Annotated in this window: 15 protein-coding genes and 1 pseudogene; 12 read left to right on the forward strand and 4 right to left on the reverse strand. The window is 66.0% G+C overall.

Features of this window, described 5'->3' with window-relative positions; all coding sequences use genetic code 11:
- Nucleotides 1-110 precede the first annotated feature (110 nt).
- From ACZY0R_RS17920 to aspS, 3 genes are read left to right on the forward strand one after another with little or no spacing between them, the layout of a single operon-like run.
- Nucleotides 111-470: an FmdB family zinc ribbon protein gene (locus ACZY0R_RS17920; RefSeq protein ID WP_488860056.1), complete on the forward strand. Its 360-nt coding sequence runs from the start codon at nt 111-113 to the stop codon at nt 468-470.
- A gap of 14 nt (nt 471-484) precedes the next feature.
- Nucleotides 485-1,183 (forward strand): DUF502 domain-containing protein, encoded by a 699-nt coding sequence (locus tag ACZY0R_RS17925; protein WP_045237884.1) that lies wholly within the window; start codon nt 485-487, stop codon nt 1,181-1,183.
- Between the two features lie 43 nt (nt 1,184-1,226).
- Nucleotides 1,227-3,029 (forward strand): aspartate--tRNA ligase, encoded by a 1,803-nt coding sequence (gene aspS, locus ACZY0R_RS17930; protein ID WP_045237809.1) that lies wholly within the window; start codon nt 1,227-1,229, stop codon nt 3,027-3,029.
- Between the two features lie 723 nt (nt 3,030-3,752).
- On the opposite strand, the pseudogene ACZY0R_RS17935 reads toward aspS, so the two are convergent.
- Together ACZY0R_RS17935 and ACZY0R_RS17940 are read right to left on the reverse strand one after the other, a co-directional pair.
- Nucleotides 3,753-5,057: pseudogene (locus ACZY0R_RS17935) on the reverse strand (MFS transporter).
- A 34-nt stretch (nt 5,058-5,091) separates the two neighbouring features.
- Nucleotides 5,092-6,006 (reverse strand): agmatinase, encoded by a 915-nt coding sequence (locus ACZY0R_RS17940; RefSeq protein WP_488860059.1) that lies wholly within the window; start codon nt 6,004-6,006, stop codon nt 5,092-5,094.
- 129 nt (nt 6,007-6,135) lie between these two features.
- On the opposite strand from ACZY0R_RS17940, the gene ACZY0R_RS17945 reads away from it, so the two are divergent.
- The 4 genes from ACZY0R_RS17945 to ACZY0R_RS17960 all read left to right on the forward strand — a co-directional run bounded on the left by ACZY0R_RS17945 (nt 6,136) and on the right by ACZY0R_RS17960 (nt 9,533).
- A complete protein-coding gene (locus ACZY0R_RS17945; protein WP_488860061.1) occupies nt 6,136-7,032 on the forward strand; it encodes a LysR family transcriptional regulator in 897 nt (298 codons plus the stop codon).
- Between the two features lie 185 nt (nt 7,033-7,217).
- Nucleotides 7,218-8,105 (forward strand): hypothetical protein, encoded by an 888-nt coding sequence (locus ACZY0R_RS17950; RefSeq protein ID WP_488860063.1) that lies wholly within the window; start codon nt 7,218-7,220, stop codon nt 8,103-8,105.
- 169 nt (nt 8,106-8,274) lie between these two features.
- Nucleotides 8,275-8,748 (forward strand): dihydroneopterin triphosphate diphosphatase, encoded by a 474-nt coding sequence (nudB, locus tag ACZY0R_RS17955; protein WP_488860065.1) that lies wholly within the window; start codon nt 8,275-8,277, stop codon nt 8,746-8,748.
- Nucleotides 8,745-9,533 carry an endonuclease/exonuclease/phosphatase family protein gene (locus ACZY0R_RS17960; protein ID WP_488860067.1) on the forward strand — a complete coding sequence of 263 codons (789 nt, stop codon included), beginning with the start codon at nt 8,745-8,747 and terminating at the stop codon, nt 9,531-9,533. The genes nudB and ACZY0R_RS17960 overlap by 4 nt, the downstream gene beginning before the upstream one ends.
- Nucleotides 9,534-9,560: 27 nt before the next feature.
- On the opposite strand, the gene ACZY0R_RS17965 is transcribed toward ACZY0R_RS17960, so the two are convergent.
- The gene (locus tag ACZY0R_RS17965) at nt 9,561-10,442 is read right to left on the reverse strand and encodes a LysR family transcriptional regulator (protein ID WP_488860069.1); all 882 of its coding nucleotides are present in this window, start codon (nt 10,440-10,442) and stop codon (nt 9,561-9,563) included.
- Nucleotides 10,443-10,578: 136 nt separating this feature from the next.
- Between ACZY0R_RS17965 and ACZY0R_RS17970 the strand changes: the two genes are divergently transcribed.
- Nucleotides 10,579-11,178, forward strand: a complete 600-nt coding sequence (locus tag ACZY0R_RS17970) for a short chain dehydrogenase (protein ID WP_045237817.1) — start codon at nt 10,579-10,581, stop codon at nt 11,176-11,178.
- Here ACZY0R_RS17970 and mobB read toward each other — a convergent pair.
- Nucleotides 11,163-11,720, reverse strand: coding sequence for a molybdopterin-guanine dinucleotide biosynthesis protein B (gene mobB, locus ACZY0R_RS17975; RefSeq protein ID WP_488866010.1), 558 nt, complete (start codon nt 11,718-11,720; stop codon nt 11,163-11,165). The genes ACZY0R_RS17970 and mobB overlap by 16 nt on opposite strands.
- A 126-nt stretch (nt 11,721-11,846) precedes the next feature.
- Here mobB and clsB point away from each other — a divergent pair, with 126 nt between their 5' ends.
- From clsB to ACZY0R_RS17995, 4 genes are all read left to right on the forward strand, one after another.
- Complete coding sequence (gene clsB, locus ACZY0R_RS17980) at nt 11,847-13,175, forward strand: cardiolipin synthase ClsB (protein ID WP_488860071.1); 1,329 nt, start codon at nt 11,847-11,849, stop codon at nt 13,173-13,175.
- Between the two features lie 373 nt (nt 13,176-13,548).
- Complete coding sequence (locus ACZY0R_RS17985; protein ID WP_017226764.1) at nt 13,549-14,139, forward strand: TetR/AcrR family transcriptional regulator; 591 nt, start codon at nt 13,549-13,551, stop codon at nt 14,137-14,139.
- 73 nt (nt 14,140-14,212) lie between these two features.
- Nucleotides 14,213-16,000 carry an acyl-CoA dehydrogenase C-terminal domain-containing protein gene (locus ACZY0R_RS17990; RefSeq protein ID WP_488860073.1) on the forward strand — a complete coding sequence of 596 codons (1,788 nt, stop codon included), beginning with the start codon at nt 14,213-14,215 and terminating at the stop codon, nt 15,998-16,000.
- Between the two features lie 168 nt (nt 16,001-16,168).
- Nucleotides 16,169-18,595: a 3-hydroxyacyl-CoA dehydrogenase/enoyl-CoA hydratase family protein gene (locus ACZY0R_RS17995; RefSeq protein ID WP_488860075.1), complete on the forward strand. Its 2,427-nt coding sequence runs from the start codon at nt 16,169-16,171 to the stop codon at nt 18,593-18,595.
- The last annotated feature ends 1 nt before the right edge of the window (nt 18,596 follow it).

Consider the following 18,596-nt stretch of genomic DNA (forward strand, 5'->3'; position numbering starts at 1 on the left):
AATTCAAGGCTTTGCACCGCAAGGTGGCGCACGGGAGCGGCAACTTCCCCGTCGGCGCGACTGCGCGGTCCCCCCATTTTCCGTTCCAGAATCCTCGCGGAGAGCCACTTATGCCGATCTATGCCTATCGTTGCGACGCCTGCGGCCACGGGCGCGATGTGCTGCAGAAAATGAGCGATGCACCGCTTACTGACTGCACATCCTGCGGCGCAACGGGCACGTTCAAGAAACAACTGACCGCTGCGGGCTTCCAGCTCAAGGGTTCGGGCTGGTATGTCACCGACTTCCGTGGCGGCAGCGGCGGCACCGCCGCGGCGGCCGCTGGCGCTGCCCCGGCAGCCGCCGCCGGCGCGGCCGATAGCGGCAGCACTGCCGCGGCTGCGCCTTCCTCCGGCGACACGTCCGGCTCCACCAGCACGGCCTCCGCAAGCGCCACCGGCGGTTGCGGCAGCGCCTGCGCTTGCCATTGAAGGCAGAACGCACCGTGGCAGCGAAGAAAACGTCCGCCCTCAAGACCTGGTTCCTGACCGGGCTGCTGGTGCTGGTGCCGCTGGGCATCACGCTTTGGGTGCTGAATCTCGTCATCGGCACCATGGACCAGAGCCTGGCGCTGCTGCCCGAAGCCTGGCAGCCCGACAAGCTGTTCGGCCGGCGCATCCTGGGCCTGGGCGCGATCCTGACGGTCGTGTTCATCCTGCTGGTGGGGCTGCTGGCCCACAACTTCATCGGCCAGCGGCTGGTGCGCTGGTGGGAAGCGCTGTTGCGCCATATCCCGGTGGTGGGGCCGATCTACACCAGCGTCAAGCAGGTATCCGACACGCTGCTGTCCTCGTCCGGCAATGCCTTTCGCAAGGCCTTGCTGGTGCAGTATCCGCGTGAAGGCTCGTGGACCATCGCCTTCCTGACCGGCCGGCCCGGCGGCGATGTGCAGAATCACCTGCAGGGCGAATATGTCAGCGTCTACGTGCCGACCACGCCCAATCCGACCTCGGGCTTCTTCCTGATGATGCCCAAGGCCGATACCATCGAACTCGACATGACCGTCGACGCCGCGCTGAAGTACATCGTCTCGATGGGCGTGGTGGCGCCGACCGAGCTGCCGCGCAAGAGCGGCCCGGTGCGCGCTGGCGAGGCGGATGCCGAAGCCCTCGCCGAGTCCGCCGACTCTTCGCATTCAAATTGATCGCCGGCCGCATCGGCGGCCGCGTTATTCCTGGAATTCTCCTATGTCCATGCGTACTCACTACTGCGGTCTCGTGACCGAACAACTGACGGGCCAGGAAGTGGCCCTGACCGGCTGGGTGCAGCGCCGCCGCGATCACGGCGGCGTGATCTTCATCGACCTGCGTGACCGCGAAGGCCTGGTGCAGGTGGTGTGCGATCCCGATCGCCCAGAGATGTTCAAGGCCGCCGAAGAGATTCGCAACGAGTTCTGCATCCGCGTCACCGGCAAGGTCCGTGCACGTCCGGAAGGCACCGAGAATGCCAACCTGACCTCCGGCAAGATCGAGGTGCTGTGCCATGAGCTGACCGTGCTCAACCCGTCGGTCACGCCCCCGTTCCAGCTCGACGACGACAACCTGTCCGAGACCACCCGCCTGACCCACCGCGTGCTCGACCTGCGCCGCCCGCAGATGCAGTACAACCTGCGCCTGCGCTACAAGGTGGCCATGGAAGTGCGCAAGTACCTGGACGCGCAAGGCTTTATCGACATCGAGACGCCGATGCTGGGCAAGAGCACGCCCGAAGGCGCGCGCGACTACCTGGTGCCCTCGCGGACCAACCCGGGCCACTTCTTCGCGCTGCCACAGTCGCCGCAGATCTTCAAGCAGATGCTGATGGTGTCGGGCTTCGACCGCTACTACCAGATCACCAAGTGCTTCCGAGACGAGGACCTGCGTGCCGACCGCCAGCCCGAGTTCACGCAGATCGACTGCGAGACCTCGTTCCTGAACGAGCAGGAGATCCGCGACCTGTTCGAGGACATGATGCGCACGGTGTTCAAGAACGCCATCGACGTCGACCTGGACGCCAGCTTCCCGGTGATGGAGTTCCGCGAGGCCATGGCCCGTTTCGGTTCGGACAAGCCTGACCTGCGCGTCAAGCTCGAATTCACCGAACTGACCGACGCCATGAAGGACGTCGATTTCAAGGTGTTCTCCGGCCCCGCCAACAGCGAGAACGGCCGCGTGGTCGGCCTGTGCGTGCCGGGCGGCGCCGCCATCTCGCGGAGCGAGATCGATGCCTACACCCAGTTCGTCGCCATCTACGGCGCCAAGGGCCTGGCCTGGATCAAGGTCAACGAAGTGGCCAAGGGCCGCGACGGCCTGCAATCGCCGATCGTCAAGAACCTGCATGACGCGGCCATCGCCGAGATCCTGAAGCGCACCGGCGCCAAGGACGGCGACATCATCTTCTTCGGCGCGGACAAGGCCAAGGTCGTCAACGACGCCATCGGCGGCCTGCGCCTGAAGATCGGCCACTCCGAGTTCGGCAAGACCCACGGCCTGTTCGAGGACGTGTGGAAGCCGCTGTGGGTGATCGACTTCCCGATGTTCGAGTACGACGAGGAAGATGCCCGCTGGGTCGCCATGCACCACCCGTTCACCAGCCCCAAGGACGAGCACCTGCAGTACCTGGAAACCGATCCGGGCAAGTGCATCGCCAAGGCCTACGACATGGTCCTGAACGGCTGGGAAATGGGCGGTGGCTCGGTGCGGATCTTCCGCGAGGACGTGCAGAGCAAGGTGTTCCGCGCCCTGAAGATCGGCGAGGAAGAAGCACGTGCCAAGTTCGGCTACCTGCTGGACGCGCTGCAATACGGCGCGCCCCCGCACGGCGGCCTGGCCTTCGGCCTGGACCGCATCGTCACCATGATGGCCGGCGCTGATTCGATCCGTGACGTGATCGCCTTCCCCAAGACCCAGCGCGCGCAAGACTTGCTGACGCAAGCGCCGAGCTCGGTCGACGAGAAGCAGCTGCGCGAGCTGCATATCCGCTTGCGTGCCGCGGAGCCGAAGACGGCCTGAGCCGGGGTTTCGACTGCCTGAGGAAGGGCCGCGCGCAAGCGCGGCCCTTTTTATTTTTTGTGCGCCCAGCATGGGCGCACTCCTGCGGGTGTAAGTCCCGCCATAAGCTGGTCACGGCGAATGAAGTGAAGCGCAACCGCATGAGGGCGACCGAGTGTGGGGAGGAAGCGTGGAGCGTAAATCGCGAGCCGATGGACAAGAACTGCATAGAAGGCGCTGCCGAGCAGGGCGAGCGGGCAAGAAACCGCGAAGCTCTTGTGACCAAGGCGAAGTGGCGTAAATGCAGCGGCTGTGCGGTGAAGGAGTGCGTTCTTACCTGGGGAGGCCTCGCCTCATGCCTGAAAGGGCAACGACGTCGAGTCGGAGCGAGGAGTCAGCAGAGGCCAAAGTAGTTGGGCGGCGTGGCTGGGAAAGCTAAAGCTGCCGGCGAAGGGCCGAAGGAATGGGAGGGGGAGCCCTCTGGTTATCGGAAGTGAAGCGCCTCAGATGTTCGCGAGAGCGAAGCTCGTCGGTAGGGTGGATAGGGTGAAGCCCGACAGGCCCCGGCAGCGAGGAATCAGTTCCGCCGAACCGGACAAAGGCAAGCCTGGGCGTCGGGTCGGGAGCAACACAAGCCTGACGACCTCAACCATTCCAACCGCCTGGTGCGGACCCGCATGCCAGGTGGTGTGGGAGGGGACCGGTCAGATTACCTGACCGCCCCTATCCCGATTTTCGGGCATATCAGATGCTCGTCGCGGTCGCGGTCGCGGGCAAGCTGGCCTCTCGCGCTCGCCCCGCCAGCACCACGCACATCAGCGATAGTGCCGCAAATCCCGCATAGAACACCGCCATCGGCCACCACTGCGGAAAGAACCTGTCCGCCAGCAGTGTTGCAAGCAGCGGAGTCAGGCCGCCGGCGAAGGCGCCGCACACCTGGTACGACAGCGAGATGGCGGTGTAGCGGATGCGCGCGGCGAACATGCCGGTGACAAAGCCGGCAATGACGGCGTAGTAGCCCGTTTCACATAGCGTGGCGATGGCGATGCCCAGGAACACCGTGTGCGGCTGGCCAGTGCGCACCAGGGGCAGCATGACGAACGGCACGGCGATGGCGCATGCCGCAACGATGGCCAGCACGCGCCGGGTGCCGAAACGGTCGGCCAGATGCGCCGCGCCCAGTTGCACGAAGAACTGCAGCACCGCCACCCAGAACATGCAGTCGAGAATCATCTCCCTGTCCAGCGCCAGGTACTGCGTGGCATAGGAGATCATGAAAATGTTGCTGAAGTACACCCCGGCGATGCCGTACACGTTGGCGCCGATCGCCAGCACGATTAGCGGCCACGCGCGTAGCGCTTCGGCCAGCGGCTGGCGGGCCACTTCGCCGGTGGCCTGCATCGCCTCGAATTCCGGCGATTCGTTGACCGACAGCCGGATCACGAAGCCAACCGCCAGCAGCACTGCGCTGGCCAGGAAGGGCAGGCGCCAGCCCCATTGCATGAGGGCGTCGTGATCGAGCCGGCTGATGGCGCTGAAGGCGAGCATCGACAGGATCAGCCCGCCCGCGCTGCCAAGTTGCGCGAACGAGGCGAAGAAGGTGCGCCGGCCGGCCGGCGCGTGCTCGCCTGCCAGCAACACCGCGCCGCCCCACTCGCCGCCGACCGCGATGCCCTACAGTACGCGCAACGCCACCAGCGCCACGGGCGCGATCCATCCGGCCTGCGCATAGGTCGGCAGGCAGCCGATCAGCACCGTGGCGATGGCCATCAAGGACAGCATGCCCATGAGCGCGCGCTTGCGCCCAAGGCGATCGCCGATGCGCCCGAACAGAACGCCGCCAACGGGCCGCGCCAGAAAGCCGATGGCGAACGAGCCGAACGAGGCCAGCAGGCTCAGCAGGCGGCTCTCGCCGGGAAAGAACAGTGGTCCGAAAACCAGCGCCGCGGCTGTGGCGTAACTGTAGAAGTCGTACCACTCGATGGTGGTGCCGACGAACGATGCCAGGGCCGCGCGGCGGGGTTGGGGGGCAGGCTGCTTGGTCTGCATGGTGGGTCTCCTGTTTATGGCTTTGGCGAAGGCATCAGGCGTCGCGGTATTCGACGCCGGGCAGCACGCACAGCAGTTCGAACGCCAGATTGGCCCCGAGCAGCGCCGTGGTGCCAAACGGGTCATAGGGCGGCGATACCTCGACCAGGTCGGCGCCGACGATATCCAGCCCGCGCGCGCCACGCACGATCTCCAGCGCCTGTGGCACCGTCAGCCCGCCGATCTCCGGCGTGCCGGTGCCGGGAGCGTAGGCAGGGTCGATGCCGTCGATATCGAAACTGATGTAGACCGGGCCGCCCCGCAGGCGCGCGCCGACTTCCTCCATCAGGGGTGCCAGCGACCGGTGGCAGCATGCTTCGGCAGTGACCACCTGAAATCCCTGCTGGCGGCACCAGTCGAAATCCTCGGCGGCATAGTCGGTGCCGCGCGCGATCTTCTCGCCAAACATGGTGTCGTTCACATCGGCATGCGCATCGACATGGATCAGTCCGACGCGGCCATACCTCGCGTGCATGGCGCGCAGGATCGGCAGCGTGACGGTGTGGTCGCCGCCCAGCCCGACCGGGCGGCACCCCGTGGCGATGATGTCGCGGTACGCTGCCTCGATGCGCGCGATGGAATCGTGCAAGTTGTATGGATTGGTCGCCACGTCGCCGATATCGGCGACGCGCAGCGAATCGAATGGGGCGGCGCGCGTGGCCATGTTGCAGGGGCGCAGCAGCACGGATTCGGCCCGGATCTGGCGGGGCCCCAGGCGCGCGCCGTTGCGGTTGGACGTGCCCAGGTCGAACGGCACGCCGACAAAGCAGGCATCCAGCCCGGCGGTGCTCCCGGCGGCGGGCAGCCGCATCATGGTGGCGATGCCGCCAAAGCGCGGCATGGCGTTGCCGGACATCGGCTGGAAGGGTTCGGCAGCGCCGGCCGGGTCGAGTAGCAGCTTTGCATTCATGGGGATAGATTCATCATGCCGCGCCCGGTGGCATGTCATGGTGGAGAGATCTGAATTCTTGCTGATTGTTTTGACGCGTAGAATGCGAAACTTCTGAACCAAACATTGATCCGGATCGATGTACCAACCATGCTGGGACAACCCTCCGATCTTGACCTGCGCCTGATCCGCGTTTTCCTGGCGGTAGTGGATGCCAACGGCATCACACCCGCGCAGGCGACGCTCAACGTCGGCCAGTCCACCATCAGCACGCAACTTTCAACGCTGGAAACGCGGTTGGGCTACCGGCTGTGTGAACGAGGGCGCAGCGGTTTCCGGCTGACCCCGCGCGGCCGGCAATTTGTCGAATCCGGGCGCAAGCTGCTGACGGCGCTGGATGTCTTTGGCGCAGAAGCGCGCAAGGTGGGGCGCACGCTGGTGGGCACGCTCAACCTGGGCTTGATCGGGCATACGCCGGTGAGCGCCAATGCGCGCATCAGCCAGGCAATCGAGCGCTTCCGCCAGCGGGACGAATCCGTGCACTTCTCGGTGTCGGTGCGTTCACCGGGAGAGCTGGAAGGACTGCTGCTGGACGGCAAGATCCACATGGGTATCGGCTACTTCTGGCATCGCGTGCCCGCGCTGGACTACACCACCATCTTTCACGAGACGCAGCTTGCCTATGCCGGACGCGGCCATCCGCTTTTTGCCGAGGCCGGGCGCATCGACCCGGCGGTCACGCTCGGCCATGCGTGGGCCTGGCGCAGCTATCCGCTGCCGGAGGCCGCGGGCTCGCCGGCAGACCGGCTGGTGACGGCGATGGCGGACAACATGGAGGCAGTGGCGATGCTGGTGCTGTCCGGCCGGCACCTGGGCTATTTGCCGGCACATTTCGCGGCGCCCTACGTGCTGCAGGGCCAGTTGGCCCCGCTCGCGCCGGACGCGATGCGCTATGAGGTACCGTTCGACATGGTGGTGCGCCGCAAGCCGCACGCCAACGATCTGCTTGACGCCTTCATCGCCGACATGAAGGCGGCGCACGCCTGACGCGCGGCTTTTCTGGTCAGGTCAGGCGATCGTCTTCCGCGCGCGCCGGCCATTCGGCACCCCGTGCCTGGTTTCCAATTGTTACATCGCGGAACGAAGCCCCCTCCCGTCCAGTCTTCTCCCTTTATAGCGCCAAGCCGCAAGCCCATTTCGAAGGCACGCCGGCCGCGCGGGAGGAATTTGCCGTGCACCTGGATGTAGAACTGATTCGCCAGTTTTTTCTGGCCCATGCCGAGACCATCGTCACCTGGCTTGTCGCCGGGCTGGCGATGATGCTGCTGGCGCGTTTCGAGTTGCGGCGCGCGGTGCGCCGCTCGGCGGTGGCCATGTCGGAGTCCGTGGCGACCACGGTGGCGGCCTGCGTGCCGGATATCGCGCATGCGGCGCAGACCGGCGGCGGTGCCGTGCCAATGCCGGAACCGGTGGAGATGCAGCGCGCCGAAGCCCTGCGCCGGGTGGCGCTGGATACGGTGGGAACGGTCATGGCGCGCGGACGCTGGCTGGAAGACCTGGGCAACCTGCGCCTGGCCGACGACGCCCTGGTTCAGGGCAGCCGCGCCGGCGGCGCGGATCCGCTGCTTGTCGTAGCGCCCCAGCCGGTGGTACAGGCTTACCTGCTGGCGCAGCGTATCTTCGACGAGCACGCGGCGCACCTGCGCGACGAGCGCCGCGAGGCGCTACGCCTGCAGGACGGATTACAGGCGCTGGCGGCGGAGGCCACCCATATCGAGCAGGAAACCGGCAGCATCGTGATGCGCTTCGAGCAGGTCAACGCGCAAGCGGCCCAGGGCGTGGAAGCCGGCGACTACCAACGCTTCCTGATCCAGAAGTACAACGCGCTCGGCGTGCGCGAAAAGGAGATTGCGCAGGAACGCTTGCAATTGCAGGCGCAGTTGCGGGAATGCGCCGAACGCCTCGCCGCGCATGCGCACGCGGCTTCGCGCGAGTACACCCAGGCGCTCACGCCGCTGATGCAGCAACTACGCGCCGCATGGGGCCACGGCGACTCTCCCGGCGTCTTCGAGACCTGGCTGCGCGAGGCGCCGGTCCAGTCCAGCGTTCACGCGGCTTGAGTGTCGTCCGGGCGCCGGAAGCCACGGGAAGCGTTGCCAGGTTCCAGCCGCGCCTGATTCGTCCCCTCCCATCATGCATCCAGCCCGCGAGACCGTCCCGGCGACCATGTTTCCCATGGCGGCCGGGTGCATCTGCGGTAAGCTTGGGGACGCCGTTTGTCCTATCCCCATGTCCTACAAAATCCCTGAATCCGTCCTGGTCGTGATCCACACGCCGGACCTGCAAGTGCTGTTGATCGAGCGCGCCGACCGGCCGGGTTACTGGCAGTCCGTCACCGGCAGCCTGGACGCATCCGACGAGCCGCTGGCCATGACGGCCGCCCGCGAAGTGGCGGAGGAAACCGGCATCATCGCCGCCGAGCATCAACTGGACGACTGGCAGCGAACCATCGACTACGAGATCTATCCGCAGTGGCGCCACCGTTACGCTCCCGGCGTGACGCGCAACACCGAGCACTGGTTCGGCCTGAGGGTGGCGCAGCCGGTGCCGGTGACGCTGGCACCACGCGAGCACCTGCAATATCAGTGGCTGCCGTGGCGCGAGGCCGCCGCGCTCTGCTTCTCGAGCAGCAATGCGGAGGCGGTGCTGCAACTGGGCTGGCGCGTGCAGGGACAGCGCGCTGCCTGTGGAGCGGGCTCATGAGACTGCGCGTCGTTACCTACAACATTCACAAGGGCGTGACCGGCATCAAGGGCAAGTCGCGCATCCATAACGTGCGCGACGGGCTGCATGTGGTCAATGCCGACATCGTCTTCCTGCAGGAAGTGCAGGACCGCAATGACCGCCTGGTGGCAGCCGCCTTGTTCGACCCGGACTATACGCAGCTAAACTACCTGGCCACCGATGCCTACCCGCACTCGGTGTATGGGCGCAATGCGGTGTATGACCACGGGCACCACGGTAATGCCATCCTGTCGCGCCATCCGATCCTGATGTCGGAAAATCTCGACATCTCCGACCATCGCTTCGAGCAGCGCGGCCTGCTGCATGCGGTGGCGGATATGAACGGCGTCGAGGCCCATCTGATCTGCGTGCATTTCGGGCTGTTCGCCCGCAGCCGCGCCCGCCAGGCGGAGGCGCTGGTCAAGCGCGTGTGCGACGTGGTGCCGGGCGATGCGCCGCTGGTGATCGCCGGCGATTTCAACGACTGGAACCACCGCCTGGACAACCTGATCTGCACCACGCTGGGGGCGACGGAAGTTTCCCATGCGGGCGGTGCACGGCTGCACACCTTTCCCAGCCACATGCCTTGGTGGCAACTCGACCGCATCTATGTGCGCGGATTCGAGATCGAGCACGCCAGCGCGCTGACCGGCCGCGAATGGGCCCAGCGTTCTGACCACGTGCCGTTGATGGCCGAGCTCGCCCGCATTTCCGTCCCGGAGCGGCCGGTTGCCCACAAGGCCAAGGCCGGCATCTCTTCCTGAGGCCCCGCGCCGGCGCGCGCGCTGTCTTCAGGCCCCCATTTTTTCCAGCATGATTTCGACGAAGCGCGCCTGCTTGGGCAGAGGCCGCGGGTCGCGCGGATAAAGCAGGTGCACGGGCCTCGGCGCTGGCGTAGCGTCTTCCAGAAGCGGTACCAGCAGGCCCGCGGTGATGTCGGCCGCCAGCAGCACTTCAGGCTGCATGACGATGCCGCAGCCGGCCAGCGCGGCGCGCCGCAACGCCTGGCCGTTATTCGCGGCGAGCGGTGCCGCGGGCACCTGCCGGGGACCGCCCTCGAATGCCGGCCAGCCCATGCCTTGCGGCCACAACAGGTGGTTCAGGCAGCGATGTCCGGCCAGGTCTGCCAGTGAACGGGGATGGCCCGCCTGCGCCAGGTAGGCCGGCGCCGCGCAGATCGCCATGCGGTAGGGCCGCAAGAGGCGCGCGACCAGGTGGTCCGAACTGGCCAGCGCGCCGATGCGGACGGCAGCATCGAAACCGTCGGCAATCAGGTCGGTAAAGGCGTCGTCAAGCACCAGTTCCACCGTGACTTCCGGATAGTTCAGAAGGAACGCCGATACTGCCTCGGCGACCGCTGTCTCTCCCAGCGTCACCGGGGCGGTGACACGCAGGCGCCCGCGCGGCTGGCTGTGCAGGCGTTCCGCAACGGTTTCCGCGTTGCGCACGCGCTCCAGTATCAGCCGGCATTCCTCCAGGAACAGGCGTCCGGCTTCGGTCAGGCTCTGGCGCCGCGTGCTGCGTTGCAGCAGGCGCACGCCCAGATGGCGTTCGAGCTGGCCCACATGCTTGCCCACCATCACCGCCGACAGGCCCAGCGCATCGGCGCAGGCACTGAAGCTGCCGGCTTCGGCGGCGGCGGCGAAGACTTCCATGCTGCGTAGCTTGTCCACGGATTGCTAATCAAAAGTTAGGTATCCGCGAAATCGTAGCCCATTTATCCGTGTATGGCCCACTTTCATAATCGGTTCTTGAAGCGGAGGGAAGGAATCCCCCGCACCTTGGGTTAGTGGACGAACGGAGAATGGGATGAAAATTATCGTGATCGGGGCCAGCGGCACGCTTGGCCAGGCGGTGGTCCAGAACCTGTCGGCGCGCCATGAAGTGGTGCGCGTCGGCAAGTCGGGTGGCGATCATCGGGTCGACCTGACGCAGCCCGGGTCGGTGCAGGCCTTGTTCGAATCGACCGGCCGGGTGGATGCCATCGTCGCCACCACCGGGAGCCTGTTTTTCGGCCCGCTCGCGCAGATGCGCGCCGAGGATTTCGCGATCGGGCTGCAAGACAAGTTGCTCGGGCAGGTGCGCCTGGCGCTGGTTGGCCAGCACTTCCTGAACGATGGCGGCTCGATCACGCTCACCAGCGGGATCGTCGGCAGCGAGCCGATCCGCATGGGCGCCAATGCCGGCAGCGTCAATGCCGCGCTGGAAGGGTTCGTGCGCAGCGCGGCGCCTGAACTGGAGCGTGGCCTGCGCATCAACGTGGTCAGCCCGACCGTGGTGCAGGAGTCATGGCCCGCTTATGGCGATTTCTTCCCCGGCTTCGAGGCGGTGCCGGCGGCGCGTGTCGCACTGGCCTATCAGCGCAGCATCGAGGGACCGCGCAGCGGCCACGTCTATCGCGTCTGGTGAGACTGCGCCAGTGTGGCGGCCAGTGCTGGCGTGAGTTCGAGCGCGCCATCCTGGATCAGTTGGCAGATGGCATCGAGGTCGGACAGGTCCAGCACGGGCAGGGCAGTGAGCATGGCCACCGCCTCCGGTTTGTCGCTGGCGACGGCCACAATGCTCTGCACCTCCGGCCATAGCGGCGGCCTGCCAAGGTCCGGCCGGAACACTTCCAGCTTGGGGAAATCACTGCGCTTGTAGCCTTCCACCAGCACCAGGTCGGTGCCGGCGGGCAGCACGGCAAGCGCATCGGCCAGTTCGGGCGAGGCTTCGGACTCGGGATAGTGGCGCATCAGCGTCAGGTGGCGCGCGCCCACCAGCACAACATTGGCGCAACCGGCCTGGCGCATGCGCCAGGAGTCCTTGCCAGGGGTGTCGGGGTCGAAGCCGTGGTGGGTGTGCTTGACGCCGGCCACGCGCAGCCCGGCTGCGACGAAACGCGGGATCAACTGATCCAGCAGCGTGGTCTTGCCGCTGCCGGACGAACCGGAGATGCCGAAAACCTTCACGATGTCGGGGCTGTGGGGGGATAAAGCGCCGACGATAGCAGAGAAAGGCGGTAAAGGCCGCAACAGTGCGCCATGCGCGTCGCCTGGAGCACGCATGGGACATCGGCGTGGCTGATAATGTGCCCCATGTCCCCGATTCAGATCCCACACGAGCCATACGTGCTGCCCTGGGGCAACGCGGCCTCGCGCGACGATGCCGATGCGCCGGCGCCCCCGCGCGCGCCGCGGCACGCCGGTCCGCTGCGTTCCGAGTGGCGCCGCGGCAAGCCCATGGGCGGCAACGCCGTGCGCCTGTTGCGTGGCGGCCAGGAATTTTTCCCCGCCCTGATTGCCGCTATCGACCAGGCCGTGTTCTCGGTTTCGCTGGAAACCTATATCTATGCCGATGACGAGGTTGGCACGGCAGTGAGCGATGCCCTGATCCGCGCTGCGGGGCGTGGCGTGATCGCGCACCTTGTCGTGGATGGCTTCGGCGCCGGCGACATGCCGGCCGGGCTCGCCGCGCGCTTGCGCGATGGCGGTGTGTGCCTGAAGATCTTCCGCCCCTTGCGCCGCTTCAGCCTGGCGCGGCGCAACTTGCGCCGGCTGCACCGGAAGCTGGCGGTGATCGACCAGCAGATCGGCTTCGTTGGCGGCATCAATATCATCGACGACCACAACCACGGGCCTTTCGAGAGCGCGGGGCTGGGCCCGCGCTATGACTTTGCCGTGGCGGTGCGAGGCCCGCTGGTCAACCAGATTGCGCTGACCGCCGAACGCCTGTGGTGGCAGCTTTCCCTGCGCGGCGAAATGCGCACCGTCGGCCTGGCCGGCGTGGCCGCCGAGTTCCCGCTGATCACCGACCTGCCGCTGCCACGCCAGGACCTCGCCGGCGGCATGCGCGCCGCGCTGCTCTTGCGCGACAACCTGCGCAACCGCCGCGCCATCGAGCGCCAGTACCTGCAGGCGCTGGGCGGCGCGCGGCGGGAGGTCATCATCGCCAATGCTTACTTCCTGCCCGGGCACAAGATGCGCCGCGCCTTGCTGGCCTGCCGCAAGCGCGGCGTGCGCGTGCGGCTGCTGCTGCAGGGCATGGTCGAGTACCGCCTGCAGCACTATGCGACGCACGCGCTGTATGCGACCTTGCTCGGCGCCGGCGTGGAGATCCACGAATACGGCGAGAGTTTCCTGCACGCCAAGGTGGCTGTGGTCGACGATGCCTGGGCCACGGTGGGATCCAGCAACATGGACCCATTCAGCCTGCTGCTGGCGCGCGAGGCCAACGTGGTGGTCTACGACGGCGCGTTTTGCGCCGAACTGCGCCAGGAACTGGAGCTTGCCATTGCCTCGCGCAGCGTCGAGGTCAAGGCCGCCACCCATGCGCGGCGCTCGGCGTTGCGCCGCATGGGAAGCTGGGCCGCGTATATGGTGCTGCGCGTCGGCGTGATCATCGCGGGCGTGACAGGGCGCTACTGATCGCGGGACAATGCGCCCGGCCGCGCGGGCATGTTGCTTTGCGGCACGGGGGGCGGGAAATATCGCTGCCTCGCTGCGCCGCGGCATGTTGCAGCGCAAGAGGCACGGCCGCTGCGTTTAGAAACCCCGATCTAATTAAAAGCTTGCTGCCGGCGAGCGTCATCACAATAATCTGAACGATCGTTCTTTTTTGCCTTAGACTGCGTGCATTCGCGTCTGCCGGGCGGTGATAACAGGTAGCCAGGCAGCGAAAAAAGCACTACGTCAGGGTCAAACGCTGCGCGATCAGGATCGCGCAGCGAAGAACGGAGAAATAATCATGCGACACCAGTCAGCTCGTCTCGAATCCGGCACTTCCGCGTCCCCCGCGCCCATGCGCAAGGGGGAAATGACGCGCGTGGCGATTCTGGATGCCGCGCTGGAGCTGTCGTCCCGCGACGGGCTCGAAGGCTTGACCATCGGCTTGTTGGCGGAACGCATGCAGATGAGCAAAAGCGGCGTGTTCGCGCATTTCGGTTCGCGCGAGGACCTGCAGGTGGAAGTGGTGCGCGAGTATCACCGCCGTTTCGAGCAAGAGGTCTTCTACCCCTCGCTGCACGAACCGCGTGGCTTGCCGCGCTTGCAGTCCATGGTGCGCCGCTGGATGGAAAAGCGCATCCAGGAAGTGACCACGGGATGCATCTACATCAGCGGGGCGGTGGAGTACGACGACCGCGCGGAAAGCCCGGTGCGTGACGAGCTAGTCAAGAGCGTCACCATCTGGCGCGCCGCGCTCACGCGTGCCATCGACCAGGCCAAGGAACAGGGGCACCTGCGCGCGGACTGCGATCCACGCCTGATGCTGTTTGAAATGTACAGCCTTGAACTAGGCTTGCATCATGACGCCCGTTTCCTGCGGCTGCCCGCCAGTGCGGAGCTTGCCATGGTCGCACTCAACAAGTTGATTCAGTCTTACCGTACCTGACGCCGCCGCGGCGTCCCGTGCCGGATCGTGCACGGGCGGCGTAGCGGCTTTGCAAACCTCCAAGGAGTCTTTGATGGGCCAGTACACCGCACCGTTGCGCGACATGCAGTTCGTGCTCCATGAATTGCTCGGCGTGGAAGCCGAACTCAAGGCGCTGCCGAAGCACGCAGACATCGACGCGGACACCATCAACCAGGTGCTCGAGGAAGCCGGCAAGTTCTGCTCCGAAGTGGTGTTCCCGCTCAACCAGAGCGGCGACCGCGAAGGCTGCACCTACGTCGGCGACGGCGTGGTGACCGCGCCCAAGGGCTTCAAGGAAGCCTACCAGCAGTACGTGGAAGCCGGCTGGCCGGCGCTGGGCTGCGACCCGGAATACGGCGGCCAGGGCCTGCCCATCCTGGTCAACAACGCCTTGTACGAGATGCTGAACTCGGCCAACCAGGCGTGGACCATGTACCCCGGCCTGTCGCACGGCGCCTATGAAGCGCTGCACGCGCACGGCACGCCGGAACTGCAGAAGCTGTACCTGCCCAAGCTGGTGTCCGGCGAATGGACCGGCACCATGTGCCTGACCGAGCCGCATTGCGGCACCGACCTGGGCATCCTGCGCAGCAAGGCCGAACCGCTGGGCGACGGCTCGTACAGCATCACCGGCACCAAGATCTTCATCTCGGCCGGCGAGCACGATCTCTCCGCCAATATCATCCACCTGGTGCTGGCGCGCCTGCCGGACGCGCCGCAGGGCACCAAGGGCATCTCGCTGTTCGTGGTGCCGAAGTTCATCCCCGACGCCAATGGCAACCCGGGCGAGCGCAACGGCATCCAGTGCGGTTCGATCGAGCACAAGATGGGCATCCACGGCAACGCCACCTGCGTGATGAACCTGGATGGCGCGCGCGGCTGGATGGTGGGCGAGCCCAACAAGGGCCTGAACGCCATGTTCGTGATGATGAACGCCGCCCGCCTGGGCGTTGGCATGCAGGGCCTGGGCCTGACCGAAGTGGCCTACCAGAACTCCCTGGCCTACGCCAAGGACCGCCTGCAGATGCGCGCGCTGACCGGTCCCAAGGCACCGGACAAGCCGGCCGACCCGATCATCGTGCACCCCGACGTGCGCCGCATGCTGCTGACGCAGAAGGCCTTCGCCGAAGGCGGCCGCGCGTTCAGCTACTGGACCGCGTTGCAGATCGACCGCGAGCTGTCGCATCCGGACGAATCCGTGCGCAAGGAAGCCGGTGATCTCGTCGCATTGCTGACGCCGGTGATCAAGGCCTTCCTGACCGACAATGCGTTCACCGCCACCAATGAGGGCATGCAGGTGTTCGGCGGCCACGGCTACATCGCCGAGTGGGGCATGGAGCAGCATGTGCGCGACGCGCGCATCAACATGATTTACGAAGGCACCAACACCATCCAGGCGCTGGACCTGCTGGGCCGCAAGATCCTGGGCGACATGGGCGCCAAGATGAAGGCCTTCGGCAAGATCGTGCAGGCGTTCGTGGAAGAAGAGGGCACCAACGAAGCCATGCAGGAGTTCGTCAACCCGCTGGCGGACCTGGGCGACAAGGTGCAGAAGCTGACCATGGAAATCGGCATGAAGGCCATGGCCAACCCCGACGAAGTCGGCGCTGCCGCGGTGCCTTACCTGCGCGTGGTGGGTCACCTGGTGTTCTCGTACTTCTGGGCCCGCATGGCCAAGATCGCGCTGGAGAAGGAAGCCAGCGGCGACAAGTTCTACACCAGCAAGCTGGCTACCGCGCGCTTCTACTTTGCCAGGCTGCTGCCGGAGACCGCGTCGCAGATCCGCATGGCGCGCGCCGGTTCGGCGACGCTGATGGCGCTGGACGCGGATTTGTTCTGACTGGCCGTCTTGAATTAACACGGTTGTCTTAGCGCGGCTGCAGGCTATCGCTGCCAATGGTTGGCTCCCCTCTCCCGCAAGCGGGAGAGGGGAGCAGGCCGCCAGCAAAGCCAGCGCCACGCGCCGCCAACCCACCTCATTTCAACGCTCACTTTCCTAGGAGCGCGCATGTCCAATTTCATCGTCAAGAAGGTCGCCGTGCTGGGTGCCGGCGTCATGGGGGCGCAGATCGCCGCCCATCTCGTCAATGCCCGCGTACCCGTGGTGCTGTTCGACCTTCCCGCCAAGGAAGGCCCCAAGAACGGCATCTCGCTGCGCGCCATCGAGAACCTGAAGAAACTCTCGCCGGCGCCGCTCGGCATCAAGGACGAAGCCGCCCTGATCCAGACCGCCAACTACGAAGACGACCTCGCGCTGCTCAAGGAATGCGACGTGGTGATCGAGGCGATCGCCGAGCGCATGGACTGGAAGCACGACTTGTACAAGAAGGTCGCGCCGCACCTGGCCTCCCACACTATCTTCGCCACCAATACCTCGGGCCTGTCGATCACGGCGCTGTCCGACGGTTTCGACGCGGACCTGAAATCGCGCTTCTGCGGCGTGCACTTCTTCAACCCGCCGCGCTACATGCACCTGGTGGAGCTGATCCCGACTGCCACCACGCAGCCGGCGATCCTGGACCGCCTGGAAACCTTCCTGACCTCCACGCTCGGCAAGGGCGTGGTGCGCGCCAAGGACACGCCCAACTTCATCGCCAATCGCGTTGGCATCTTCTCGATCCTGGCGGTGTTCGCCGAGGCCGAGAAATACGGCATCCCGTTCGACGTGGTCGACGACCTGACCGGCTCCAAGCTGGGCCGCGCCAAGTCCGCCACCTTCCGCACCGCCGACGTGGTGGGCCTGGACACCATGGCCCACGTGATCAAGACCATGCAGGACACCCTGCTGGACGATCCGTTCGCGCCGGTGTACAAGACGCCCGCCGTGCTCAAGGGTTTGGTGGATGCGGGCGCATTGGGCCAGAAGACCGGCGCCGGCTTCTACAAGAAGGAAGGCAAGGCCATCAAGGTGCTGGATCCCAAGACCGGCCAGTACGTCGACTCGGGCAAGAAGGCCGACGAGATCGTCGTGCGCATGCTGAAGAAGGAGCCGGCCGAGCGCATCAAGCTGCTGCGCGAATCCACTAACCCGCAGGCGCAGTTCCTGTGGGCCGTGTTCCGCGACGTGTTCCACTATATCGGCGTCTACCTCGAGCAGATCGCCGGCTCCGCTGCCGATATCGACCTGGCGATCCGCTGGGGCTTCGGCTGGAATTCCGGCCCCTTCGAGGACTGGCAGTCGGCTGGCTGGAAGCAAGTTGCCGAGTGGGTGAAGGAAGACATCGACGCGGGCAAGGGCTTGTCCAACGCAGCGCTGCCGTCGTGGGTGTTCGAAGGCCCCGTCGCTGACAACCAGGGCGTGCACGGCGCGCGGGGTTCGTGGTCTCCCGCCGCGCAGGCCTTCGTGCAGCGCAACGCGCTGCCGGTCTACGAGCGCCAGGCGTTCCGCGCCGCGGTCAAGGGCACGGCTGCCGCCGATCCGCGCAAGGCAGGCCGTACCGTGGAAGAAAATGATGCCGTGCGCATCTGGGTGAGCGAAGGCCAGGACGATGTGCTGGTGGTCTCGTTCAAGAGCAAGATGAACACCATCGGGCCGGACGTGATCGACGGCCTGACGCGCGCCATCGACCTGGCGGAAGCCGGGTACAAGGGTCTGGTGGTGTGGCAGCCCACGTCGCTGCAACTGGGGGCGCCGGGCGGCCCGTTCTCCGCGGGCGCCAACCTGGAAGCCGCGATGCCGGCCTTCATGATGGGCGGCGCCAAGGGCATCGAGCCCTTCGTCAAGAAGTTCCAGGACGGCATGATGCGCGTGAAGTACTCCGCAGTGCCGGTGGTGTCGGCAGCGTCCGGCATTGCGCTGGGCGGCGGCTGCGAACTGATGCTGCATTCGGCCAGGCGCGTGGCCGCGCTGGAAACCTATATCGGCCTGGTGGAAGTGGGCGTGGGCCTGGTGCCGGCGGGCGGCGGGCTGAAGGAAGCGGCTTTGGCGGCTGCGCGCGCGGCACAAGCCGCGGGCAGCACCAACTACCTGCAGTTCCTCACCAACCGCTTCCAGGCAGCCGCCATGGCGAAGGTTTCGGCTTCGGCGCTGGACGCGCAGAAGATGGGCTACCTGCAGCCGTCGGACACCATCGTGTTCAACGTGCATGAACTGCTCTACGTGGCACAGAACGAAGTCCGCGCGCTGGCCAACGCAGGCTACCGCGCGCCGGTACCGGGCACGCTGGTGCCGGTTGCCGGCCGCTCGGGCATCGCCACCATCAAGGCGTCGCTGGCCAATATGCGCGACGGCGGCTTTATCTCCGCGCACGACTTCCTGATCGCCAGCCGCATTGCCGAGGCAGTGTGCGGCGGCGACGTGGAGGCCGGCTCGCTGGTCAGCGAGGAGTGGCTGCTGGCGCTGGAGCGCAAGGCCTTTGTCGACCTGCTCGGCACGGGCAAGACCCAGGAACGCATCATGGGCATGCTGCAGACCGGCAAGCCGGTGCGCAACTAAG

Source organism: Cupriavidus sp. F041, from assembly GCF_057814235.1.